The organism is Arthrobacter parietis, from assembly GCF_039530425.1.
GTDB lineage: Bacteria > Actinomycetota > Actinomycetes > Actinomycetales > Micrococcaceae > Arthrobacter_D > Arthrobacter_D parietis.
The window spans coordinates 759,829-784,323 of the sequence record NZ_BAAAON010000001.1 but is presented as its reverse complement, the minus strand read 5'-3'; the positions used below and the strand labels follow the sequence as shown (position 1 = coordinate 784,323).

Sequence of the window (24,495 nt, the reverse complement as noted above, 5' to 3'; positions counted from 1 at the left end):
GAGTTCCCCTGGGATTAGAAGTGAATAGCTCCATTATTAGGGGCTCTGGCTGATGCCCCCTGCCTTACTCCAGTACCGATTCAGTAACGGTGATAAAGATTCAGTAACACCAAGAAATAGAAACTTCTAAACTGGATCAGCCGCCGCTGCAAATTGCGACATGTAGAGCCGGTAGTACGCTCCCTGTGCTTCAAGTAGGTCCGAATGGCTGCCCTGCTCCACGATCCGGCCGTCCTCCATCACGAGGATTATGTCCGCATCGCGGATGGTGGACAGGCGGTGGGCGATGACGAAGCTCGTACGGTCTGTCCGCAGCGCAGCCATGGCATGCTGTACCAGTAGCTCCGTCCGGGTATCAACCGAGCTGGTGGCTTCATCAAGGATCAGCAGCGACGGACTGGCGAGGAATGCCCGCGCGATGGTGATCAGCTGTTTCTCACCCGCACTGACGTTGTTGCCTTCCTCGTCAATGACGGTGTCATAGCCGTCCGGCAGCGCGCGCACGAAGCGGTCCACGAAGGTGGCTTTTGCCGCGTGCATCACCTGTTCGTGGGTGGCATCCAAATGGCCGTAGCGGATGTTCTCGTAGATCGACCCGCCAAAGAGCCAGGCATCCTGCAGCACCATGCCCACCCGGGAGCGCAGCTCCGCGCGGCTGATCCGGGTGATGTCCACGCCGTCCAGGGTGATGCGCCCGGAATTGAGTTCGTAGAAGCGCATCACGAGATTCACCAGAGTGGTCTTGCCGGCGCCGGTCGGACCCACGATCGCCACTGTCTCACCCGGTTTGGCCGCAAAGGAGAGGTCTTCGATCAGCGGACGATCCGGCGTGTAGCTGAAGCTCACCTGCTCGAATTCAACGTGGCCCGTTGTCCGGGCCGGCAACGAGGCTATGGCCGTATCAGGGTCCTGCTCCTCGGCGTCGAGCAGCTCGAACACCCGTTCAGCCGAAGCAACTCCTGATTGCAGCATGTTCGCCATGCCCGCCATCTGGCTCAGCGGCTGGTTGAACTCCCGCGAGTACTGGATGAACGCCGTCGCCTCGCCGAGGGTCATCGAACCGGAGGCGACGCGCAGTCCACCTACCACTGCGATTCCCACGTAGGACAGGTAGGAGATGAACTGCATGACGGGCATGATCATCCCGGAAACAAATTGCGCACCGAAGGACGCCTTGTAAAGATCCTCGTTCTTCTGGTCGAACTGCTCGAGCGATTCCTTCTCCCGGCCGAAAACCCGAACCAGGTCATGACCGCTGAAGGACTCCTCAATGTGCCCGTTCAACTGGCCTGTGTTCTTCCATTGCTCCGCGAAAAGCTTCTGGCTGCGGACGCCGATCAGCCCCGCTCCCAGCGCCGATAACGGCAGCGCAACCAGCGCTATGAGCGCGAGCTGCCACGAGACCACAAACATCATCACAGTGATGCCGATCAGGCTCAGCGCCGACATGATGAGCTGAGCGAAAGCCTGCTGCAGCGCCTGCTGGACGTTGTCGACGTCGTTGGTTACGCGGGAAAGCAGGTCCCCGCGCTGCCGGGTGTCGAAGTAGTTCAGCGGGAGCCGGTTCAGCTTGGCCTCCACATCCCGGCGCAGGTTGTAGACCACCCGCATGACGACCTTGTTCAGAAGGTATCCCTGCAGCCACATGAAGACCGAAGACACCAGGTACATGCCGAGCACAAGCAGAATGAGCCGGCCGAGCAGGGTGAAGTCGATGCCCGCGCCGGGGGTCAGCTCCATGCCGGAGAGCATGTCAGCGAACTGATCCTGGCCTTCTGCCCGCAGCCCTTCAATAACCTGTTGCTGGTTGGCGCCGTCGGGAAGGTTGCTGCTGATAACGCCGCTGAAGATGACATCCATGGCGCTGCCGAGCACCCGCGGTGCAATGACATTGAGTACGACGGCGATGACCACCATCGCGAGCACCACCACAATGGCGGTTCTTTCCGGTGCCAGCAGGCTGAAGAGCCGCTTGGCGGACGGCCAGAAATGCTTGGCCTTCTTTGCCGGGGTGCCGCCGAACATGTCACCGTCAGCTTCGGAAGGCCGGAACTCCTCGTCGAGCACCTGTGCTTCTGCGTCCGCCGCGGCGCCGGGTGTGGGGGCAACAACCGGGTCGATGGTCCGGTCTTCATCGGGACGGAAATCTTTGTCCGTGCTCATGCCACCTCCTCGGCCGTCGTCTGCGATTCAACGATTTCCTGGTAGGTAGGCGAGGTCTCCAGCAGCTCCTCATGCGTACCGCGGGCGACGATCTCGCCGTTCTCCATCACGAGGATCTGGTCGGCGTCCGTGATGGTGGTGACGCGTTGGGCCACGATTATTACCGTGGCGTCCCTGGTTTTCGATTTCAGCGCGGCCCTCAGGCGGGAGTCGGTGGTGACGTCGAGCGCGGAGAACGAGTCGTCGAAAAGATACACCTTCGGTTCGGCTACCAGTGCCCGCGCGATGCAGAGCCGCTGACGCTGCCCGCCCGAGACGTTGGTGCCACCCTGCGAGACCGGAGCCTCCAGCGCGTGGTCCTTCGCGCGGACGAAATCCGCTGCCTGGGCGACCGTGAGCGCGTCCCAGAGGTCGTCGTCGTGCGCGTTGGGGTTCCCAAACCGCAGGTTGTGCGCAATGGTGCCCGAAAAGAGATAAGGACGTTGCGGCACCAGCGCCACCCGGTCCGTGATGTCCGGGCGGGCCATGTCGGTGACCGGCACGCCGTCCAGCAGAACCTGGCCGCTGCCGACGTCGAAAAGGCGGGGGAGCATGGAAATCAGCGTGCTCTTTCCGGCGCCGGTGCTCCCCACAATGGCAGTGGTCTGCCCAGGCCGGGCAGTGAAGCTGATGTTCTTGAGGACGGGCTCCTCAGCACCCGGGTACGCGAAGGTGACGCCGCGGAATTCGACCACGCCGGCCTTGGAAGCGGGTTGCAGCGGGCGGTCCGTTTCGTGGATGGAAGGTTCGATGTCCAGGACTTCGCCGATGCGTTCGGCACAGACGGACGCCCGGGGGATCATCATGGCCATGAACGTGCCCATCATGACTGCCACGAGGATCTGGAGCAGGTACTGCAGGAACGCTGTGAGCGCGCCCACTTCCATTTCTCCGGCGGCGACCCTGATGCCGCCGAACCACAGCACCGCCGCAGTGGCGAGGTGGAGGATCATTCCGATGGCCGGGAACATGAGGACAAAAAGGGAGCCGACGGCGAGCGAGACGTCCGTGAGTTCCCGGTTTGCCCGGCCGAACCGCTGCGCCTCGTACGGCTCACGGACAAACGCGCGGACCACACGGATGCCGGTGATCTGCTCACGCAGCACACCGTTGATGTTGTCGATCTTGACCTGCATGGTGCGGAACAGCGGCATCAGACGCCAGACCAGGAAACCGACGACGACGAACAGCGCCGGCACGGACACCCACACCAGCCACGAGAGCGCCGGTTCTTCACGCAGCGCCATGAAGATGCCGCCGATGCACATGATCGGCGCCGCAACCATGAAGTTCAGGCCCATCAGGACGAGCATCTGCACCTGCTGCACGTCATTGGTTCCGCGCGTGATGAGGCTGGGGGCCCCGAAGTGGCTGACTTCCTGCGCCGAGTATCCGGACACTCGGTGAAACACGCTCTTGCGGAGGTCGCGGCCCAGGGCCATGGCTGCTTTGGAGCCGAAAAAGACTGCCGCGATTGCTGCGGCCACCTGGATGAGGCTGACCCAGAGCATCACCATGCCGATGTTCCAGATGTACTCGGTGTCGCCCTCGGCTACACCTTCATCGATGATCTGCGCGTTCAGGCTGGGCAGGAAGAGGGCGGCGATGGTCGAGGCCAACTGCAGCACAACGACAGCCGTAACCAGTGGTGCGTAGGGCCGCAGGTATGAGCGGACCAGGGTGATCAGCATGAAGCCGGTTCCTCGAATAGTGGGCTGATGTGGCGGGAGGCCCGTTGTGTTGAGGTGGGATCAGCGCGTCGAACCAAAAGAACCGCACTTCAGATTAGTCCTGAGCCTGCGTCCGGGCATCAACCGAAAGGAGGATCCTGTGCCGGTCAGCGGGTTGGCGTGTGCTCGCTCAGCGCGGTTGGCCTCCCTTCAGCGACACCGGATCCACGAGTGTTCCGGCTTCCTCGCGCATCCACCACAGCCCAGTCGTGCGCTTTTCCTCCCGCGTGGTGAATCGGTAGCGGAAGATGCGCGCTCTCACGTAGCGGGGCGGCTCGCCGCCGAACGGATCGTGTCTCAGAAGCTTGAGGATTTTCGGGTCCGCTTGCAGGAGCTTCACCAGCAGCGGTGTGAACCAGCCGCCGTCGGATCCGAGAGCCAGGAACCACATGAGCCAGTCGAGGCGCAGGTGGTACGGCGCGTACTGGCGCGGCATGCGGCCGGGATCGCCCGGTTTGCCCCGAAACCCATACTCCTCCCAGTGGGAGGAGGCAGCGCCGTCGTGCTCTACATTGTCCTTCGTTCCTTCGATGATCACCTCGTAACGCACCTTGGTGACGCTGCCGAACGCACCGTACGCGTTCACGAGGTGGAAGCGGTTGAAACTGGCGTTCATCAGCTGCCGCTTCGCGAAGAGGTTCCGCAGCGGCTGCCAACTCAGGTAGGCGATGAAGATGGCCATGAGAACGACGACCGCGGCGAACCAGATCGGCGTCGTTTCGTACGTCGGTGCGATGGTGAAGCCGACAGCTTCGTAGAAGGAGTCCGGCACCGCGCCGAAGGTGAGGACGATGGTGATCCAGTTGAGCCAGGCGAAGTTGCCGGAGATCACCAGCCAGCCCTGAGTCACGATGATGATGACGGCCGCGACACCCGCGACCGGCTGCGGCGCGAAGAGGAAGAACGGCACTACCAGTTGGGTGAAATGGTTGCCGGCGACTTCCATGCGGTGCAGCGGCTTGGGAAGGAGGTGGAAGAAGCGGCTGGCAGGATTCGGCATCGGTTGGGTCTCGTGGTGATAGTAGAGAGCGGTGAGGTCTCGCCAGGACCGGTCGCCGCGCATCTTGATCATGCCCGCACCGAACTCGAGCCGAAACACGAGCCAGCGAATCGCCAGCAGGACCAGCAGCGGCGGAGCTACCTCGTTGGAACCGAGAAAGGCAACGAGGAATCCGGCCTCGAGGAGCAAGCTCTCCCAACCGAAGCCGTAGAACACCTGACCGATGTTGACGATCGACAGGTACAAACCCCAGAGGACCAGAAACGCGAGCAGGGGGAGCCACGGCGGGCCGGTTTGGGGAATTCCGATCACGATCAGCGCCGCAATTCCAGCGCCGACCCAGCAGACCGTAAGCAACATCCGGTCCGAGTAACGCCATCGGAACAGCGTGGGGCCGGCGCGTTTCCCCGCCCGCTCAATGAAGCGGGGAGCAGGCAGCAGCCCGTTTTCCCCGAGCAAAGCTGGGAACTGGTTGATGGCGGAGATGAACGCGAGGAGGTAGATGGCGGCCACCCCGCGCTGGAGGATCTGCCGCCCCACTTCGTACCCCTCGGCGTCGAGCACGCCGCTCAACCACTCCATGGGTCAACGAAACTCCTGCCGGGCGGGAGCGTCAAGGGCCGCAGATTCCTGGACCACTACCTGCGCGGTTTTCTCAGCGGCACGCTCAGCGCTAGCGCTTGCGCCATGCGATAGCATTCAACCGCCCCTGACAGTGCGACGCCGGCACCCACCAATGCAGCGACGACGGCGCCTGCCTCCTCAGCGACAGCTGCGGCACCCGTAGATGTGGAGGCTCCAAACAAGGCTCAACTTGAGGCGAGGGTGACTGCTTTGACTGATGCGCTTGGTGATCCGTTTCAGCTCGTCTCTGCAGAGCAGGCCGCTGCGGGACTTGAAATCGTGCAGTCCGCGATGGAGGGCGCAGACATTCAGCCGGCCGAGTGCAAGGACCACGCGACCGGGAATGCTGCGGCTTCTGCGGACCTGGCAGCTGGAGCGGTCAGCGGTGTCGGAGCTGCTGACTCATCGGGCGGCTACCTGGCTGTCGTCGTGATGGACGGCTCAACGGAGGACGCAGTTCAGCAGGGGTTCAACGTCAGCCGCGAGGCGCTCGAGAAGTGTGCTGAAGTGACCGCGACCATCCAGGGCAACACCATTACCTCCATCACGGAGGAGGTGCCGCTGGACCTGATTGGCGAAGAATCCTTCGCGCTTCGGGTGACCCAGGAGCTGGGCGGGCAGCCGGTCTTCCACAACCTCTCAGTTACAGCGCGCGGTAACGGAGTGATCGCAAACGTACAGGCGATGAGCCAAGGCGAGCTCGACGGCGTCACCCAGGACCTGCTCGCTGACCTTTCGGCTAAGTTGCTTGAGCCGGCGGGTTCCTAGGTGCGGTCACGTTGCGATAGTGATGTGGGCACCGGATAGGGGTTGCGGCAGCCGGTAGGTGTTAACCGCTACCCGGTGGCCAGGGTGCTAACGGGAGTGAGCGTTCGTAGCCTCAGCTGCCCGCGGAGCGATGGTGATCGAGGTGACTTCCTTCAGTTGAGGGGCGGCATGGTTTCCACCGCTGACGACGCCGGTGTCCCACCGCAGCTTCAACCCCTCCTCCGTCACTTCCAGGCTTGCGAGGTTGTTGTCGAACCAGGGTTTCTTCAACGTTGACCAGTGGAACGGCGGCTGCGGAACAAATCGCGCCAGCACGCCGCCGAGCGGACCTGCCACCCGTGTGGACATAAGCGCTGCGACCCAGCGCAGTGCCGGCCGCAGCGGATTCCGGATCGGAGAGCAGACCGCCTGCAGGACGCGGGACTGCATGGGTTGGTCCACCTCCTCGATGTAGGAGAAGTGAACGTCACCGGACAGGAACGTCACTGTTTCCGGAGCCGCGCCGCGCTGGCCTGTGGCTACCTCCGTGGCCATGGTTGCGACGGCGCGAAAGCTCTCGGGAAACGCTGCCCAATGCTCCAGATCGATCGCCTGGCGGACCCACTCACCGACGGCCGCGAGACGTTCACCCCAGCGGCCGTCAACGAGCACGGCGTTCCAGTCCTCGATGTGATGAAGCCCCCGCGGAAGCAGGAACGGAAGTGACGTGGCGACGAGCAGATGCCGCCGGTCGCCCTGAATCCGCTCGTCGAGCCACTGCAATTCCTTCCGGTCCAGCATGGAGCGCTGACCGGGTTGCAGGACGCGGGCAGCCCGTGAATCCAGGACAATGAGCCGGGTATCGCCGAAGTCCCTGCAGAAGCTCCAGCGGTAGCGTTCCGGATTCCGGTCCGCCTCTTCCACGACAGCCTCGACGATGGAGCTGAGTTCAAGCTCGCCGGGTCCTTGGTGAGACTTGATAGCTTGCCAGATTTCATCGGCCGCGCGTTCTGACGGAGAAAGGTTCCCCAGGTGCTGGTATACCCAGTAGGACGCCAGACCGGAGACAATGCGGTCCCGCCACCAGGGGATTGTTGCAACCTTCCTCTTCCACAGCAGGGACGAGTTCCAGTCATCCCGGATGTCGTGATCATCGAAGATCATGGCGCTGGGAAGAGTGGACAGCAGCCAGCGGATTGCAGGGCCGGACCATGCGAGCCGGTAGATCTGCGTGTATTCCTCGTAGTTGCGCAGCTCAGCGTCCAGTTTGGTGTCAATGCCTCTGTCATCCCGGATCAACTGAAGCATCTCGTCGCTTGGAATGTCCGCGTACACCTGGTCGCCGAGGAACGCGATGAGGTCCGGGCGCACTGCCTCATCCCGGGCGGCGAGGTTCAGCGCGAAGGCCAGCAGGGAGTCGACGCCGTGCGTCTTGTGCGCTGCGAGGTCGTTCGCTTCGCTTGTCCTGCACGATCCGTAAGCGAGGCGAAAGGGTCGCTCCGGGTCAAGAGTCCGGATAGTGGGTGCAGGGAATGGCGACCCTTCCTCCGGCCAAACCTGCTGCCCGTCCATGACCACTGTGTACGGCGAGCTGGATCTCGGCTCAAGCCCCTCCACCTCAATCAGCGCGTAGTGATGCCCGTGCACAGAAAAAGTGCCGGCTTCCCATTCACGGCCGGAAGCGCTGACCCGAACCCGTGCTGTCCCGCGCGTTTCCACCCACACACTTGCCGTCGTTTCGTCGACATACCGAAGCATGGGGCCGAGTACCAGCGAGCTGTCCATACCTCAGTTCTACCCGTGCACTGCGTGCCGGCGCCATCGCTGTGCTGCCGCCCTCAGCCGACGTAGTCCTCCCAAAGGCGATCGACGTCGTCGTTTTCGGTGGCCGCGCCCCGCAGCAAAAGCTTCCCCGTCGATTCGAGGTGGCGGCGCATTGCGAGGGCTGCGGCGTCCGCGTCGCCGCTTTCGACCGCGGTGAGGATTGGCAGGTGCTCGGCGTAAACGTCCTCGAGGGAGCGGGAGGTGCGGATAGTGGACATGCCGATCAGCCGCGTCGCGTCCCGCAGGTTCTCGATAATGCGGATGGTGTGGCTGTTGCTCGCTAGGTTGAGCAGGAGCGCGTGGAGGCGCTGGTCGTGCAGGAGGAAGGCCCCTTCGTCGCCATTCCGGACTGCCTGCTGCATGGCTTCGCGTTCCCTTTCGAGGGCGGCGCGGTCTCTTGCTCCGGCGCGCCGGGCGGCCTGGGCAGCCGCAGGGACCTCAAGGGCCACGCGCACCGCCATGATCTCCGCCAGTTCGCGGGCGCCCGGAAGGACAACCCGGAAGCCGCGGTTCTTCTCGATCGCCACCATTCCGGTCTCGGCCAGCCGGAGCAGCGCCTCACGGACGGGGCTGCGGGACACGCTCAGCTTGTCTGCCAACTGGTACACCGAGTACAGCTCGCCGGGCACAAAAGTGCCGTTCCGGATGCCGTCCCGCACCGCTTCGATGGTGCGTTCAGTGAGCGACGGTGGTCGCGGCGTCTGTGCAGGAGGCATGAGCCAAGCGTAGCCGCGGAAAGAGAGCGGGATGAGTAGTAACATGTTACCCATGGCGACGACGCTCACAGCTCCCCGGTCCCTTGTCTCCGAGCTGCATTCCCGTGGCGTTGGGGACGCGCGGGCGGACGCAACCTCGCGTGCCGTCTACTCAAGCGATGCCTCGCTCTACCGGATCCAACCTGCCGCCGTCGTCTTTCCGCGCCACCTCGACGAGGTGCTCACCACGCTCGAGGTCTGCCGGGAACGTGGCATCCCATTCACATCGCGCGGCGCCGGGACCTCCTTGGCGGGCAACGCAATCGGCCGCGGAGTGGTGATCGATTTCAGCCGCCACCTCAACCGCGTCCTGGAGTTCGACGCCGAAAGCCGGACCGCCGTCGTCGAACCCGGCGCTGTCCATGCCACGCTGCAAAAGGTGGCCCTTGCCAGCGGGCTGCGCTTCGGACCAGATCCGTCAACGCACACGCGGTGCACAGTGGGCGGAATGATCGGCAACAACGCGTGCGGATCGCGCGCCCTCGCCTACGGCCGGACGGCCGACAACGTGACGCACCTCGACGTGATGACCGGCTCCGGTGCGCGGCTGAGACTGGGACCGGGGGAGACGCCGTCGTCTGCTGAAACGGACGCGCTGCGCTCGCTGGTGAGCGGTAATCTCGGGACAATCCGCACTGAACTGGGCAGGTTTGGCCGGCAGGTGTCCGGGTACTCACTCGAGCACCTGCTGCCGGAGCGTGGGTTCGACCTGCGGCGGATGCTGGTGGGTAGCGAGGGGACGCTCGCCGTCGTGCTGGAAGCCGGCGTTCGGCTGGTGACGGATGCACCGCATAAAACCATGGTGGTACTCGGATTCGAGAACATCGGCGAGGCCGGTGACGCCGTGACCTCGGTCCTGCCATTCAAACCCACGGCGTGCGAGGGGCTGGATTCCCGCATCGTCGAGGTTGTGCGCTCGCGGAAGGGACCGCAGGCCGTGCCTGAACTGCCCGGCGGAGCGGCGTGGCTGTTCGTCGAGATTTCTGGTGATGACGCAGCCGAGGTTGCCGACCGCGCGGCTGCGGTGAGCGTGGTTGCCACTGCCCGCCACTCCCGCATCATCACCAGTCCTGCACAGGCGGCCGCGCTGTGGCGGATCCGCGAGGACGGCGGTGGACTGGCCGGACGTTCGCCCGCGGGAGCGCCCGCGCATGCCGGGTGGGAGGACGCGGCCGTTCCGCCGGAGCGCCTCGGCGACTACCTCCGCGAGTTCGACGAACTCCTGCTCACCCATCACCTCACCGGTTTCCCGTTCGGCCACTTCGGCGACGGCTGCGTCCACGTGAGGCTGGACTTCCCCTTCCAGCACGACGACGGCGCCGCAGTCTTCCGCGCTTTCCTCACCGATGCGGCGCGTTTGGTCGCATCGTACGGCGGATCTCTGTCCGGCGAACACGGCGATGGGCGGGCGCGCAGCGAGCTCCTCCCCTTCATGTACACACCTGCTGCCCTGTCCTTGTTCGGCAAGGTCAAGGGCATCCTCGACCCGGACAACATCCTCAACCCGGGAGTGCTCGTTGATCCTGAGCCGCTGGACGCGAACGTCCGCGTAGCTGAGGCCGGCCCGCTGCGTACCGGACTGGCGTTCGGTTACGAACATGACGACGGCGACTTCAGCCAGGCGGTCCACCGCTGCACCGGCGTGGGCCAGTGCCGCGCCGCGCACAGGGATAACCAGACGGTGATGTGTCCGTCCTACATCGCGACGCTGGAGGAGAAGGACTCTACTCGAGGCCGCGCACGGGCGTTGCAGGAGATGATCAACGGCAGCGTTGTTGGCGGTGCGGCTGCCGGTCACAAGCACGGCAAGCCGAACTGGCGGGCGCCGGAGGTTCATGAGGCACTTGATCTGTGCCTGTCGTGCAAGGGATGCGCCTCGGATTGTCCTACGGGCATTGACATGGCGTCCTATAAGGCGGAAGTGCTGCATCAAAGCTACAAGGGTCGGGTCCGACCGGCGTCGCACTATTCGCTCGGCTGGTTGCCCCGGTGGGCGGCCCTGGCCTCGGTTGCTCCGCGCGTTGTGAACGCGTTGGTGAGCCTGCCGGGTCTGGGAAAGCTGGGTCTGCGGCTTGCGGGAGTGGACCAGCGCCGAAGGATCCCCGCCTTCGCGCCGCAGACGTTCCACAAGTGGTTCGGGTCGCGGCGGGTTTCGGGCGTGGGGCAAGCTTCTGCCTCCGGATCTGTGACCCAGGTCGGGTCGGAGTCTGCGTCCAAATGCCGCCCGCAGGTCCTTCTCTGGGCTGACTCCTTCACGAACAACTTCTCCCCCGACGTGGGTAAGGCAGCGGTCCGGGTCCTCGAGGGCGCGGGATATGAGGTCCTGATTCCTGAAAAGCCGGTGTGTTGCGGGCTGACCTGGATCTCGACCGGGCAACTCGACAGCGCCCGGAAGATCCTGCGCTCGTCGGTGGAGACGTTGAAGGAGTATGCGGAGCAGGGGATACCGATCGTGGGCCTTGAACCTTCGTGTACCGGGGTGCTGCGGTCCGACTCGATCGAACTGTTGGGCAGGGCTGTTGCGGGGCAAGTCGCGAGTGCAACGCACACGCTCGCGGAACTGCTGGCCAAGACGCCGGACTACGAGGCGCCGTCGCTGGAGGGAACCACAGTCGTCGCGCAACCGCACTGCCATCACCACGCCGTCATGGGCTGGAGCCCCGATGCCGCGCTGCTGGAAGGTGCCGGCGCCTCCCTTCAGAAACTTGGCGGTTGCTGCGGCCTCGCCGGGAACTTCGGCGTGGAACGCGGCCACTACGAGGTGTCCGTTGCGGTAGCTGAGCAGCAGTTACTGCCGGCGGTTCGCGCGGCGGCGGCTGACGCCGTCGTCCTCGCTGACGGGTACTCCTGCCGCACTCAACTGGAGGACCTCAGCGAGCGGAAGGGTATCCACCTGGCGCAGCTGTTGGCGGAAAAACTGCCGGCGAACTAGCCAGCGAAGTAGGAGTCCACTGTAACGGTTCGGTAACTTAATCAGCTTGTTTACCTGTGACGTGCGTCTCTCCGGTAGAACTGGGAGGGCCTTAGTTGCCGTACGCAACTCGGTCATCGCCGTCGGCCCAGAAGCCGATGTATCACTCGCATAGGGGACAACATGCACGTACGCAAGCAGTTACTCGCAGCAGGATCCACCGCCACGCTCGTTGCCGGTGGTCTTTTTTTTAGCGCCGCGCCGGCCTCCGCCGTTCACGACTCGCCGGAATGTATTTCCGCGCAAAACCAGTTCACTGCAGCCCTTCACAACGCCGAGCTCAATGCCGAGCTCGAAGTTGAGCTTGCCGTTGCCCTCCAGAACCTGCTGGACGCTCAGGAAACGCTGGACATGCTCGAGGTCGAGGGGACGCTGACGCTTGCGGAGCTGGAAGTTCTTATCGGTGACGCTCTGATTGCTTTGGAGACAGAGCAACTTCCAAACATCAACGCCATCATCAATGCAGAGGCCGCCGCCAACAGTGCGGTGGGGCAGGCTCAGCTACTGCTCGACGCCGTACTGGCTGGCGGTGAATTGGACGCGGCTGCCTTGGCAGCACTGGGCATCAACCTGAACGAGTTCCTGCTCCCTCAGGTACTTGATGTCGAAGGCTTGACTTTAGCCGTGAACGCCGCCGTGACCGCGGGGGACCTCACGCAGGATGAAGCTGACATCCTCATCGCCGACATCAGCGATGGTGTGTTGGAAGATGCGACAGTTGAGGCGCTGGCGGACATCGAGCTCGATCCAGCTGATTTCCAGCTTGAGGCCGAGGTCGATCTGGTCGAGCTGGAAGCGGCCCTTCGTGCACTGATCGCTGACTTGCAGCTTGACATCGCGGCAGCCGCCGAAGCGCGCCTGCTGCTCGATCTGTTGGTCAGCGGCGACATCACGGCAATCCTTGACGCTGAAGCGCGGTTCGAAGCTCTGCTGGGTGTCGATCTCGATTTCTCTGCGCTGATCGACCTCGAGACGGAGCTCTTTGCTGCTCTGGCCATCCTCGAAGCTCAGGCGAACCTCGATGCAGCCATCGCTGTGGTCAACGGTCTTGCTGTGCAACTTGATGCGCTGGACGTTGACCTGCTCGAGCTCGAAGCACTCTTCGCAGCAGCAATCGAAGCGTGCACCGGAGCTGCCGTAGGTGGAGGCGTTGTCGGCGGCGGCGACAAAGACGACGATGACCACGATTACGGCAATGGAGCAGGCGGAACAGGCGGGGCCGTGACAACAGGCGGCGGCACGGGTGGTACCGGCGGCACCGGCGGAACCAACCGCGGAATGAACGTGCAGACTGCCGTACCGACAGCCAGCACCGACCCAGCAGGAATCGGCGCGCTTGCGGCCGGTATCGGCTTCCTGGTTGTAGCCGGCACAATGGCTGCGCGTCGGGTCCACAACAGCTAAGTCAGCAGAGAATGCGCAGGGGCGCCGTCCCGTTCGGGCGGTGCCCCTGCGCATTCGGCACCAGTTCGGAAAGACCGCTCCACCATGAGTAATGCACATCGCGCGCCCACCGGGCCGGGGGAAAAAGACCGCAGGATTCCGCGGCTGGCGATTGGCGCCGTCGTTGTGGTGCTGTTCCTCGCCCTCTTGGTTCTCGGGATTCAGCTGTTCGCCGGGTCCGGAGGAGCAACTCCGACAACCGCTGCTCCGACAATCGCTGCTCCGGCTTCCGCCCCGGCCACATCTTCGCAATCACCGTCACCCGAGGCCTCAACACCCGCGCCGGAAGTGACTCTCCCTCCCGCGTCCGCGCCGCAAAAGCTCAGCATCGAATCGGCGGATATCTCCGTTCCCGTCCTCCCGTTGACTCCAACAGATGCTGACCTGGCAGCGCAGTCGCTGGTTCCGCCGGAAACCCTCGACGGCTACTGGCTCACGAACTACGGCGCGCCGGGAGAAGGGTCCGAGAACACGGTCTACATCACGGGCCACAGCTGGGAAGACCGTGACAGTCCCTTCAACCGGCTCAGCTCAGAGGTTGAGGTTGGGGATTCCGTTGTACTCACCACTGTCGAGGGCAAGATCAACTACGTCGTTGACTCCGTCACCACCCACAACAAGGACACATTGAAGAACAGCGACATCTGGAACATCGTCCCGAACCGGCTTGTGCTGATCAGCTGTTACACCGAGGACCTCTGGGGAAAGAACGTGATCGTCACCGCCGTACCGGAGGTGTAAAGCCCCTGCACGTTTGGCCCGTTGAAAAGGGGGTACGGGGAAGCTATGACCATCAACCTCGTGCTGACGCTCTTTGCCGGTGCGGTGCTCGTACTCTCCGCCTTCTCCACCCTGGCGCAGCGGGTAAGCCTGCCTGGCCCGGTTCTCGCGCTGCTGTTCGGCGCGCTGATCGGGCCGTATGCCTTCGGAGTCCTCAGCATTGAGGACTTCGGTGTTCCCCAAGGCACGCTGCTTGAAGAGGCGTCGCGAATTACCCTCGCGATCGGGCTGACCGGCGTAGCACTCCGCTTGCCGCACGGGTACTGGCGGAAGAACCTGCGCTGGATCGCGGTCATCATTCTGCTCGGCATGATCGCCATGCTCGTAGCGGCCACCGGTGTGCTTTGGGCATTGTTGGGGGTCCCGTTTCTCCTGGCCCTCCTGCTGGGTGCGATCATCACGCCGACAGACCCCGTGGTTACTACACCGATTGTCACCGGATCCCTCGCGGAAGAGCGCATCCCCGAACGCGTCCGCCACAACCTTTCTGCGGAGAGCGGGCTCAATGACGGGCTTGGCTATCTGTTCGTCATGCTCCCTGTCCTGCTGCTGACCAAACCGGGACAAGCTTGGCACGAGATGCTTGTGAAGGTGCTGCTGTGGGAGGTGCTGGGAGCGATGCTCTTCGGGGTTATTGCCGGTTTCGCCCTTGCCAAGCTTTTCGTCTGGTCAAAGAACGTGGGGCTCATGGAGGAAAGCTCCTACCTGGGCTTCTTCGTGCCTTTCGGCCTCCTCCTCCTCGGCGCAGGGAAACTGCTCGGCACGGACGCCATTCTCGCCGTCTTTGTTGGCGCCGCGGTATTCGGACAGGTGATCCCCGAGCGGGACGAGGAGCAGGAGGACAAGATTGACGACGCCGTTGCCCGCTTCTTTCTCCTGCCCGTCTTCATCCTGCTGGGGCTCGCCTTGCCCATCGGTGAGTGGGCCGCTCTCGGCTGGATTCCGCCCGTTGCGCTCGCCGCTGCGGTGCTGCTGCGGCGGATCATCACCCTGTGGGCCCTGCGTCCCCTGATCACATCGCTGCACGACGTCCCTGAGACAACGTTCCTGAGCTGGTTTGGACCGGTGGGAATCTCGGCGCTGTTCTATGCGACCCTCGCCGAGGGGCACACCGGCAATCACGAGATCTTCATCTACGTCACCCTCGCCATCACATTGTCTGTCCTCATCCACGGACTCTCGACCGCGCCGCTCAGTGCCTGGCTCAAGCGAAGGGAGCCCGAGCGGAAACAGGAACACGAAACGGGGTAACCGGCACTCAGATCAGGCTGAGCGCACAGCTGGTTCAGGTCCGGCGCAATTCAATATCCAACGCGTCCCGGCTGACCCTGGCGAGCGCCGCGTTTACGGCCCCGGTCAGCACAATGTCCCCAGCGAGCGAGGACGCCACCACCCGCGGCGGGAAGTGCGACGTCGTTGCCACCTTCGCTTCAATCTGCTCGGCCAGGCGCGCGATAGATGGCGCTACCGCCCCGCCGATGACCACGGTCTCCGGGTTGAGCAACGATGCGAGGGTTGAGATGACGCGGGACAGCCGCTCCGCCAGGCGATCCACGATTTCAATTGCGACGGCGTCACCGGCTTCCGCTGCCGCGAACACGGCCTCCGCAGATGGCCCATTTTTCTGCGAGCGGCCCTTCGACAGGGTTGTGGCCCGGCCTGCGGCCAGAGCCTCTGCCGCCCAGGCGCGGGCAAGGGGAGCGATGGCCGCCGGGCTGCCAACGCCCTCCACTAGGTCGAGATAGTGCATTTCCCCACCGCCGCCGAGCGATCCGTGCAGGAGATGTCCGTCTTCTATGACCCCGGCACCGAACCGTTCGCCGGCGAGGAGCACCAGGAAGCTGCCATCCGGGTCCACGGTGCCGTTGTAACGTTCGGCGAGGGCTGCGAGGTTGGCGTCATTCTCAATGAAGGACGTGCACTGTGGGCGCCCGGCAAGCACCGCTTCCTGATCTACTGCCATCCGCTCCCAGAACGGGTTGCCCGTCGGGATGGTGCCATGGCGGCTGACCGGGGCCGGGATGCCGAAACAGACGGTCAGGACGCGGGAAGGGGCGATGCCGCCGTCGTCGAGCGCTGAATCTATGGCGAGCTTTAGAGCTGCGGTGCGGGGAGCGGGATCCGCGTTGTCGATGTCCGCTGTGAAGGCCGCTCCACCGCGGCCAACTACCTCCCCGCGCAGATTGGCGACGACGCTGCGGACATGGCTGTAACCGGCGTCGATTCCGAGGACGTATCCGGCGTTGTCGTCAAGGGCGAAATGCCGGGCCGGTCGGCCTTTGCCGGTGGCGGCGAGCGCGGGCTGCTCGCGGATCCAGCCGTCGCGGAGCAGGTCATCGCAGACCCCGAGGACAGTGGCGCGCGTGAGCGAGGTGGCACCGATGAGTTCATTTGCGGTGACGGTGTTCCCGGAGGGGGCGCGCCGGATCGCGTCGAGGATCAGCCTCGCATTGGACCGGCGCAGCATGGTGGTCGACGACGCGCCCGCGGCAAGCGATCCTTCCCTGGGGTTTACGTTCACTCATCCAGTAAACACTCTTGCGGGGGCGCTACTTCTTCTGGCGGCGGCTTCCGCCGTGCCAGTCTTCCTCCACGCCGGCATCTGCATCGGTGATCCCGAAACTGCGCAGCTGTGGACGTTCGCGGAGGCTTCGCTTCAGTTCGGCGAAGCCGGGGAAGCTGGCCAGAGCCACCACGTGGTCCCATAGTTGCGCCGCCTCACCGCGGGAGGGGAGCCTACTGATCACCGGTCCGAAGAACGCCACGCCCTCCGGCGGCTCGAAGTGGATGATCGGAGTGCCGACGTCCTTGCCCGTATGGGAAAGCGCCCCGTCCGTCTCTGCCTGGATTATCGAGTCGAGTGAGCGGTCGTCGAGCGCGTCCGCCAACGACGACGGCAGGCCGGCCTCCGCGAGGATCGGCTCGAGAAATTCACGGGTTCCGTGATATCCGGTGGCGCCGGATTGCGACGGGTCGTCCCGTTCTATATCGAAGATGTGGGCGCCGAGGCGGGCATAAAGGGTAGCGACGGCGTCTGGCCCGTGATCCTTCCGGACCTGCGCGGCGACGCGGAGCAGGCGCAGGCCGGCAGTGTGCCCGGCCTCGTAGCCTTCGGGGAAGTGTGAGTCATAATCGACCGACGCGTTGAGCAGGCGCAGGGAAATGAAGCGCCACTCGACGGAGTAATCCCGTTCCTCCATGACGAGACGAACCCACTTGCTGGTCATCCAGGCGAAGGGGCAGACGGGGTCGAAGTAGAAGTGGATATCCGCTGTGCTCTTGGTCTCGTCGCTCATTTCGCCACTATAGGGGCGGCGGCTAACCGAGTACCACTGTGCCGTCGTCGTTGATGCGCCAGCCGGGGTTGTGCGCGATTTCCCAAATGACACCGTTCGGATCCTGGACATGGGCGTGGAAGATCCCGCCGAACTGGCCCTGCTGCGGCTGCTTGAGTACCGAGCCGCCCGCCGCAGTCATCGCGTCGACGGTGCTTCGGACGGCGTCGGGGCTGTCGACGTTGTGCGAGAGCGTGACACCCGTGGGGGCCGGCGCAGCAGTGGCGCCGAGATCCTGGGCGAATTTGTCGGCGTGGAAAAGGCCCAGCAGCAGTCCCGGCGCGACCTGGTAGAAGAGGATCTCACCCGGTACATCGAGATTCGCCTCCCACCCGAGGCCGTCCCGATAGAAGGCGCGGGCTGCGTCGAGGTCGCGTGTGGCGAGGGTGATGAAGTGAAGCCGCTGGTCCATGGGAATGATTGTTCCACCACCAACGCGGGCGGGTTGCTGGCTTAGGCGATCGTCCGCTCCCACCCGATTGCCGGGGCCACGTGGTCTGCAATGTTGCGCAGCAACTTGGCGTTGTAGTCCACACCGAGCTGGTTGGGCACGGTGAGCATGAGGGTGTCTGCGGCACGGACGGCGTCGTCGTTGGCCAGTTCCGCGGCGATCTTGTCCGGCTCGCCGATGTAGCTCTTGCCGAATCGGGACATCGCGCCGTCGAGCACTCCCACCTGGTCGCGGGTCTCGCGGAGCGCGCTCAGGGCGAAGTACTGGCGGTCCTCGTCGTCGACGATCGGGATGACGCTGCGGCTGACCGAAACGCGGGGCGCAAAGGAGTGACCGGCTTTGTTCCACGCGTCGCGGAACAGCTGGATCTGCTCGGCCTGAAGCTGGTCGAACGGCACACCGGTGTCTTCGGTCAGCAGGGTAGAGCTCATGAGGTTCATGCCTTGCTCTGCGGCCCAGACGGCAGTTTTCCGTGTTCCGGCACCCCACCAGATGCGTTCGCTGAGCCCGGGGGAGTGCGGCTGGACCGGGAGGAGGCCGGAGCCCTGGCGCGGGTCTGCCTGCGCGATCCCCGCGCCGCTGATTGCGTAACGGAACACCTCTGTGTGACGGCGGGCCATGTCAGCCGGCTCTTCGCCGTCGGCTGGCACATAACCGAAGTTGGCCGCGCCATTGAGTGCCGGCTCGGGTGATCCCCGGCTGATGCCGAGTTGCAGCCGGCCGCCGCTGATGAGGTCCGCTTCGGCCGCCTCTTCTGCCATATACAGGGGATTTTCGTATCTCATATCGATGACCCCGGTGCCGATTTCGATCCGCGAGGTGCGCGCTGCGATTGCGGAGAGCAATGGGAAGGGCGCCGCCTGCTGGCGGGCAAAGTGGTGGACCCGGAAGAACGCGCCGTCGATACCGATCTCCTCGGCGGCTTCGGCGAGTTCGATGCCCTGCAGGAGTGAATCACGGGCCGTGCGCGTGCGTGAGCCTTCGAGGGGTGACCAGTGGCCAAAGGACAGGAATCCGATGCGCTTCATACCCGCCACAACCACGCCGAACGGCGGTGCATTCCTTTCAAAGCCTTGTCGCCGGCTGCACTTGTTGGAACACTGTTCGTGTAGGGAGAGACGATGACCACCACAAAGATTCTCAGGACCAGTCGGTCCCAAATCATTCGGATACCCGAAGCCCTGCAATGGCCTGACAATGTGAACGAAGTTGTGGTCATTCAAGATGGCCCATCGCGGATAATCACGCCTGTAGATCGGTCATGGGACTCCTGGTTTGCCGACCTGCCAGCGGACGGTAGCTACCCGGCTGAGCGGGAACAAACGTCGGAATAGCGTTCGCACCTTCCGCATGAACTTCTAGTTGCCGCTCGTACGCCTCGCCACTTCCCGGTAGCGCGTCAGCACCTCCGGAGTCGGAGCAGAATCAACGAGCTCGACGCCGCTGGTCCGCCAGTCCGGCAGCGCGCCATGCAGCGCTCCGGCAGCCTGGCGGGCAGCGCCGTCGGCCACGTATTCGCCGGGGCTCGGAACAGACACCGGTAGACCGAAAACGGCACTAACAATCTCCCGCAGTGCTTCTGATCGCGCGCCTCCGCCCACGAGGATGACCCGCCGCGCAACAACTCCCGCGTCGGTCAGCGCCTGGAGCCCATCCGCGAGGGAGCAGACCACGCCCTCGACGGCGGCTCTCGCCACGTTCGCGGGCGTGTAGTTGTCCAAAGTCAGGCCGTGCAAAGAACCGGTGGCATCGGGCAGGTTGGGGGTGCGCTCGCCCGAGAAATAGGGCACGAGGATGAGGCCGTCGGCACCCGCCGGAGCGCTCAGCGCAAGCCGGGCGAACTCGCTATGGTCAACGTCGAGCAAACGCGCGGTGGTGTCGAGCACGAGGGTGGCATTAAGCGTGCACACCAGGGGCAGATAGTTGCCTGTAGCGTCAGCGAAACCGGCCACCAAACCGGAAGCGTCCGACGTCGGGCTGCCGGACACCGCAAAAACGGTGCCTGAGGTGCCAACCGAAACAACGACGTCGCCCTCCGCCGCTCCAACCCCCAGTCCCGCCCCAGCATTGTCACCGGAGCCGGCGCCGATGATGCGCCCTTCCGGATCCTTCCGGAACTCGAGCGGACCGAGGACTTCGGGAAGGACAGGGACATGTCCCAGCGTGGCTTCGAGTACCTCGGTCAAGTACCCCTTCGAGGCGGACCAGTAACCCGTCCCGGACGCGTCCGAACGGTCGGTAGCCAGCTCCTTCAGCCCTTCGGAACCCGACCCCGGGCCGTGGCCGGCGAGGCGCCAGCTGAGCCAGTCGTGCGGCAGACACACGGCCGCCGTTCTCGCGGCGTTCTCCGGCTCGTTCTCGGCGAGCCACCGCAACTTTGTCGCGGTCAGAGAAGCCACCGGAACGGTGCCGGTTGTCTCGGCCCACCACTGTGCGCCCTTCTCCCGGACGAGCGCCGCCGCTGCTTCGGCCGAGCGCGTGTCATTCCAGAGCAGCGCCGGTCGGACAACCTCACCGTTGGCATCCAGACACACCATGCCGTGCTGCTGGCCGGCGACTGAGACGGCCGCGACGTCGTCGAAGCCGCCCGCCGTTGCAATGGCTTCCCGTAGGGCAGTCCACCAGGCGTCGGGGTGTACTTCGGTGCCCGGCGGGTGCTGCGCTGAGCCGGAGCGCACCAGTTCGCCGGATTCCGCATCCCGGATGACCACTTTGCACGACTGTGTGGAGCTGTCTACTCCGGCTACCAGGGCCATGACTGTTCCTTCACTGCATTTTCACCCTCGGAAGGGGAAAGTTTTTGTCGCCTAGTTGCTGCTATAACTGCTCGAAAACGTCAACTAGGCGACAAAAACTTCAGGTGGTGGGGTGGAAAGTTAGGAGCGCGATCCGAGGAGGTGCTCCATGGCCAGCTGGTTCAACCGGATGAAAGCGAAGGACCGCTCGGAGGCCTTCTCGGCGTCGAAATCCTCAAACGCAGTCCGGTCCGCGAGAAGATCAGCGGTGGTTTCCCCCGCTGCCAGAGTGGTTTCACCGAGTTCGACGACGCCGGATGCCTTCAGCGCCTCCTGCACCTCCGGATCGGCACGGAAAGCGAGAGCGCGTTCCTTGAGCAGTAGGTACATGGACATGTTGGCCCGGGCTGAGTTCCAGACGCCGTCGTAACCGTCGGTGCGGGACGGCTTGTAGTCGAAGTGGCGCGGGCCCTCATAGCGTGGACCGCCGTTGGGGAAGCCGTTCTCCAGGAGGTCGACCGTGAAGAAGGCGCTGGAAAGGTCACCGTGCCCAAACACGAGGTCCTGATCGTACTTGATTCCCTTCTGGCCGTTGAGGTCAATGTGGAAGAGCTTGCCGGCCCAGAGCGCCTGCGCAATGCCGTGGGTGAAGTTCAGGCCCGCCATCTGCTCGTGACCGGTCTCAGGGTTCACACCCACAATGTCGCCGTGCTCGAGTTCGGCGATGAAAGCCAGGGCATGGCCCACCGTCGGCAGGAAGATGTCCCCGCGGGGTTCGTTCGGCTTCGGCTCAAGGGCAAGGCGGAGGCCGTAGCCCTTCTCCTTGATGTAGCCGGCGACAGTGTCCACGCCTTCCTTCATTCGGTTCAGGGCAGCCGCCAGATCCTTGGAGCCGTCATACTCCGCACCCTCACGGCCTCCCCACATCACGAACGTCTCGGCGCCGAGCTCAGCCGCGAGGTCGATGTTGGTCAGTACCTTCCGCAGGGCGAACCGGCGGATGGAGCGGTCATTGCTGGTAAAGCCGCCATCCTTGAACACCGGGTGGCTGAACAGGTTGGTGGTCACCATCGGAACCTTCAGACCGGTCTCAGCCAATGCGTCGCGGAAGCTGCCGAGAATGCTTTCGCGCTGCTGGTCCGTGGAACCGAACGGGACAAGGTCATTGTCATGGAAGGTGACGCCGTAGGCGCCGAGTTCGGCGAGACGGTGGACCGCCTCAACGGGATCGAGCGCTGCGCGCGTGTCGGTGCCGAAGGGGTCGGTCCCGGTCCATCCGACGGTCCAGAGGCCGAAGGTGAAGCGATCTGCCGGTGTGGGCTGAGGTGACATGGATGTACTCCGCACTGAGTTGAGCTGAATGAAGCGATAAGTTCGTGACTAAAACATATAGCCGCACTCTCCATCCGTCAACACCTTTCGGCCCAGATTTCGACCGGAGAAGTGCTATGTTTACGTCCAGGACAAATAGGGTGAGGGGCTGGGAGTGACCGAGCGTAGCGGCACTGAGGATCTGCGGCGCCGCAACCTCTCCGCCGTACTCACCGCTGCCCACCGGCACGGCCCCCTCACCCGCGCCGCCCTCGTTCAGCGCTGCAACCTCACCCGGTCCACCATTGGCGCCCTCGTTGGCGAACTGTCCGCTCTTGGCCTGGTGTATGAGACGGATGTTGCTGCTGCGAGGGTTGGCCGCCCCAGCCCCATGGTCCACGCCAGTGAACGCGTCGTTGCGCTGGCGGTCAATCCCGACGTCGATGCGGTGACGGTGGGCGTCGTTGGCCTGGGCGGCATGGTCCATCGCCGGATCCGCTACAACACCTCATCCATCCCTTCGCTGGAGGAGGCGGTCAACATCACGCGCGCCGTCGTGGAGGGGCTTTCGGTGGAACTGGCGGGAAGCGAGCATGTGCTCGGTCTGGGCCTTGCCATCCCCGGACTGGTCAACGCGGAAGTAGGCCAGGTGTTGCTCGCGCCGCATCTCGGCTGGAAGGATGTCGACGTCGTCGGGCCCTTCCGCCAAGCGCTGGGCATGCCCGTTGTGGCGGCCAATGATGCGACGCTCGGCACACTCGCCGAGAGTATCTTCGGCGCAGCGGCGGGCTACAGTGACGCGCTCTACCTGAACGGCAGCGCCTCCGGCATCGGTGGCGGCGCGATTGTCGGCGGGCAGCCTTTGGGTGGGGCGTCCGGGTACGCCGGCGAGTTTGGGCACATGGTGACGCGGCCCGGCGGGGAGCAATGCCACTGCGGCCGCCGTGGGTGCCTTGAAACCGAGGTCAACCTCGATCGGCTGCTGAAGGTTGTCAACCTGAACCATGCCCAGGCGGAACAACTCGAGGACGCCCTGCTTGCCACCCAGACATTCCCGGTGCTGCGCGAGATCCGGCGGCAGACAGACCTGTTGGCCATTGCGCTTGGCAACCTCGTGAACGTCTTCAATCCGCAGATAATTGTGCTCGGCGGCTTCCTCGGCGTGTTGCTTGCCGCGGACAGGGAGCGGTTGAGCGCGGCTGTAGCGGCGGGACCGATCAGCGGCCTGGGCACTAAGGTGCGCCTCGAGCGTGCCGCCCTCGGCGCCGAACTGCTCCTCGTGGGAGCCGCAGAGGCAGTGTTCGCCGGGCTCCTCACCGAACCTCGAAGCGTTGCGCCCGGTCAGGAAAGCGGTGCCAGGCCCAGCTGATCCGCCACCACACGTCCCTGATGAATCACCGTACGGTCCCACGGCCGGTCCATGACGGCCGAGGTGACGGTTTCACCCGCAAGGAGCAACAGCTCAGCCGGGTCGCCGACCTGGAGGCCCGGCCGGTCGCTGACGCTGGTCAACCTTTCCGACCCAGGATCCATAATTGCCGCACCGCCGATACTGGCGACGGCAAAGCAGTGCTCAATGAGCTCGTCCGCCCGGTATCCGTTGGTGAACGCGAGCTGCCAGGTGCGCTCAAGCATGTCCCCATTGCCATAGGGGGACCAGTAATCGCGCTGACCGTCCTCGCCGAGCCCAACACGGACGCCGGCTTCAGTGAGCTGCCGCAGCGGCAACGGGTCCCGAACTGACGGCGCTACCGTCGCCATGGCAATGTCCGCCTCCGCGAACTCGTCGATCAGCCGGCGGGTGGTGCTTTCCGACACGCTGCCGAGTGAGTACCCGTGGGAAATGGTGACCCTGCCCTGCATCCCGGCGGCCCGGGTCCGCTCGAGGATGAGGTCCGCGCTGTAGACGCCGAGCTCGCCCGGCTCATGGAGATGAATGTCGATCGGCACCTGGTACTTTTCGGCCAGCCCGAAAACGATGTCGAGATGGCGCACGGGATCCCTGTCCAGCTGGCACGGGTCGATCCCGCCGATCACGTCCGCGCCCTGTTTCAGGGATTCCTCAATCAGCGGCACCACGCCCTCTTCAAGCAGGAGGCCAGCCTGTGGGAACGCGATGATCTCCACGTCAGCGCGTGCACGGTGCGTCTCCCGGGCGGCGACCACCGCGTCGAAACGTTCGAGCCGGCAGTCGGCGTCGATCTGCGCGTAGCTGCGTACCCGGGTGGTGCCGTGCTCAATCATGGTGGCAAGCGTGAAAGCGGTCCGGTCCGCGATGGGTGCTTCGGCCGTGCGCCAATTCTCGCGATCATTCAGCATCATTCCCCACACACCCGGGCGGCCGGTATGCGGCCGGAACGGCAGCCCGAGCCGTGTCGAGTCAAGGTGGACATGGACATCGGAGAAGGATGGAAGCAGCAGGCGCCCCCTGCCATCGACGACGCCGGCGCGTGTCTCGCCGCCCGCAGCAGCACCCTCCGGTGCCGTTGAGGAAGGCCGGATGGCGGCAATGCGCCCGTCCTGCAGTTCCACGTCCGACAGTTCGCCGCCCCACGGGCGTACCTGGTGCAGAATCATTGGGAGCCTC

19 protein-coding genes are annotated in these 24,495 nt (G+C 64.3%); 7 read left to right on the top strand and 12 right to left on the bottom strand.

Annotated elements, in window-relative coordinates:
- Positions 1 to 126: 126 nt before the first annotated feature.
- The 3 genes from ABFX19_RS03665 to ABFX19_RS03655 form a co-directional block, all read right to left on the bottom strand.
- Positions 127 to 2,163 (bottom strand): ABC transporter ATP-binding protein, encoded by a 2,037-nt coding sequence (locus ABFX19_RS03665; RefSeq protein WP_428831007.1) that lies wholly within the window; start codon positions 2,161 to 2,163, stop codon positions 127 to 129.
- A complete protein-coding gene (locus tag ABFX19_RS03660) occupies positions 2,160 to 3,893 on the bottom strand; it encodes an ABC transporter ATP-binding protein (RefSeq protein WP_346027511.1) in 1,734 nt (577 codons plus the stop codon). The genes ABFX19_RS03665 and ABFX19_RS03660 overlap by 4 nt, the downstream gene beginning before the upstream one ends.
- Positions 3,894 to 4,062: 169 nt before the next feature.
- Entirely contained in the window at positions 4,063 to 5,514 is a 1,452-nt protein-coding gene (locus ABFX19_RS03655; RefSeq protein ID WP_277358660.1) for a lipase maturation factor family protein, read from the bottom strand.
- Between the two features lie 243 nt (positions 5,515 to 5,757).
- On the opposite strand from ABFX19_RS03655, the gene ABFX19_RS03650 reads away from it, so the two are divergent.
- A complete protein-coding gene (locus tag ABFX19_RS03650; protein ID WP_346027510.1) occupies positions 5,758 to 6,324 on the top strand; it encodes a hypothetical protein in 567 nt (188 codons plus the stop codon).
- An 87-nt stretch (positions 6,325 to 6,411) separates the two neighbouring features.
- Here ABFX19_RS03650 and ABFX19_RS03645 read toward each other — a convergent pair whose 3' ends face one another.
- Entirely contained in the window at positions 6,412 to 8,088 is a 1,677-nt protein-coding gene (locus tag ABFX19_RS03645; protein WP_346027509.1) for an alkaline phosphatase D family protein, read from the bottom strand.
- 53 nt (positions 8,089 to 8,141) lie between these two features.
- Complete coding sequence (locus ABFX19_RS03640; protein WP_346027508.1) at positions 8,142 to 8,843, bottom strand: GntR family transcriptional regulator; 702 nt, start codon at positions 8,841 to 8,843, stop codon at positions 8,142 to 8,144.
- 31 nt (positions 8,844 to 8,874) lie between these two features.
- On the opposite strand from ABFX19_RS03640, the gene ABFX19_RS03635 reads away from it, so the two are divergent.
- The 4 genes from ABFX19_RS03635 (at position 8,875) to ABFX19_RS03620 (ending at position 15,327) form a co-directional block, all read left to right on the top strand.
- Entirely contained in the window at positions 8,875 to 11,814 is a 2,940-nt protein-coding gene (locus ABFX19_RS03635) for an FAD-binding and (Fe-S)-binding domain-containing protein (protein WP_346027507.1), read from the top strand.
- A 162-nt stretch (positions 11,815 to 11,976) separates the two neighbouring features.
- On the top strand, positions 11,977 to 13,257 hold the full coding sequence (locus ABFX19_RS03630; protein WP_346027506.1) for a hypothetical protein: 1,281 nt from the start codon (positions 11,977 to 11,979) through the stop codon (positions 13,255 to 13,257).
- 84 nt (positions 13,258 to 13,341) lie between these two features.
- Positions 13,342 to 14,037: a class F sortase gene (locus tag ABFX19_RS03625; RefSeq protein WP_346027505.1), complete on the top strand. Its 696-nt coding sequence runs from the start codon at positions 13,342 to 13,344 to the stop codon at positions 14,035 to 14,037.
- A gap of 45 nt (positions 14,038 to 14,082) precedes the next feature.
- Positions 14,083 to 15,327, top strand: a complete 1,245-nt coding sequence (locus ABFX19_RS03620; protein ID WP_346027504.1) for a cation:proton antiporter — start codon at positions 14,083 to 14,085, stop codon at positions 15,325 to 15,327.
- 34 nt (positions 15,328 to 15,361) lie between these two features.
- Here the strand turns inward: ABFX19_RS03620 and ABFX19_RS03615 are convergent, their stop codons facing one another.
- The 4 genes from ABFX19_RS03615 to ABFX19_RS03600 are packed head-to-tail and all read right to left on the bottom strand — an operon-like array spanning position 15,362 to position 18,890.
- On the bottom strand, positions 15,362 to 16,597 hold the full coding sequence (locus ABFX19_RS03615) for an ROK family transcriptional regulator (protein WP_346027503.1): 1,236 nt from the start codon (positions 16,595 to 16,597) through the stop codon (positions 15,362 to 15,364).
- Between the two features lie 28 nt (positions 16,598 to 16,625).
- Positions 16,626 to 17,372, bottom strand: a complete 747-nt coding sequence (locus ABFX19_RS03610; RefSeq protein ID WP_346027502.1) for a mycothiol-dependent nitroreductase Rv2466c family protein — start codon at positions 17,370 to 17,372, stop codon at positions 16,626 to 16,628.
- 22 nt (positions 17,373 to 17,394) lie between these two features.
- Positions 17,395 to 17,823, bottom strand: a complete 429-nt coding sequence (locus ABFX19_RS03605; protein ID WP_277359759.1) for a VOC family protein — start codon at positions 17,821 to 17,823, stop codon at positions 17,395 to 17,397.
- 41 nt (positions 17,824 to 17,864) lie between these two features.
- Positions 17,865 to 18,890 carry an LLM class flavin-dependent oxidoreductase gene (locus ABFX19_RS03600; protein WP_346027501.1) on the bottom strand — a complete coding sequence of 342 codons (1,026 nt, stop codon included), beginning with the start codon at positions 18,888 to 18,890 and terminating at the stop codon, positions 17,865 to 17,867.
- Between the two features lie 93 nt (positions 18,891 to 18,983).
- On the opposite strand from ABFX19_RS03600, the gene vapB reads away from it, so the two are divergent.
- Positions 18,984 to 19,196 (top strand): type II toxin-antitoxin system VapB family antitoxin, encoded by a 213-nt coding sequence (vapB, locus tag ABFX19_RS16060; protein WP_404800768.1) that lies wholly within the window; start codon positions 18,984 to 18,986, stop codon positions 19,194 to 19,196.
- 24 nt (positions 19,197 to 19,220) lie between these two features.
- Here the strand turns inward: vapB and xylB are convergent, their stop codons facing one another.
- Positions 19,221 to 20,618, bottom strand: coding sequence for a xylulokinase (gene xylB, locus ABFX19_RS03595; protein ID WP_346027500.1), 1,398 nt, complete (start codon positions 20,616 to 20,618; stop codon positions 19,221 to 19,223).
- Between the two features lie 120 nt (positions 20,619 to 20,738).
- Positions 20,739 to 21,929, bottom strand: coding sequence for a xylose isomerase (gene xylA / locus ABFX19_RS03590; protein ID WP_277359607.1), 1,191 nt, complete (start codon positions 21,927 to 21,929; stop codon positions 20,739 to 20,741).
- A 154-nt stretch (positions 21,930 to 22,083) separates the two neighbouring features.
- Here xylA and ABFX19_RS03585 point away from each other — a divergent pair, with 154 nt between their 5' ends.
- Entirely contained in the window at positions 22,084 to 23,277 is a 1,194-nt protein-coding gene (locus ABFX19_RS03585; RefSeq protein ID WP_346027499.1) for an ROK family transcriptional regulator, read from the top strand.
- On the opposite strand, the gene ABFX19_RS03580 is transcribed toward ABFX19_RS03585, so the two are convergent.
- Entirely contained in the window at positions 23,250 to 24,485 is a 1,236-nt protein-coding gene (locus ABFX19_RS03580; RefSeq protein ID WP_346027498.1) for an amidohydrolase, read from the bottom strand. The two genes, ABFX19_RS03585 and ABFX19_RS03580, sit on opposite strands and share 28 nt — an antisense overlap.
- Positions 24,486 to 24,495 lie beyond the last annotated feature (10 nt).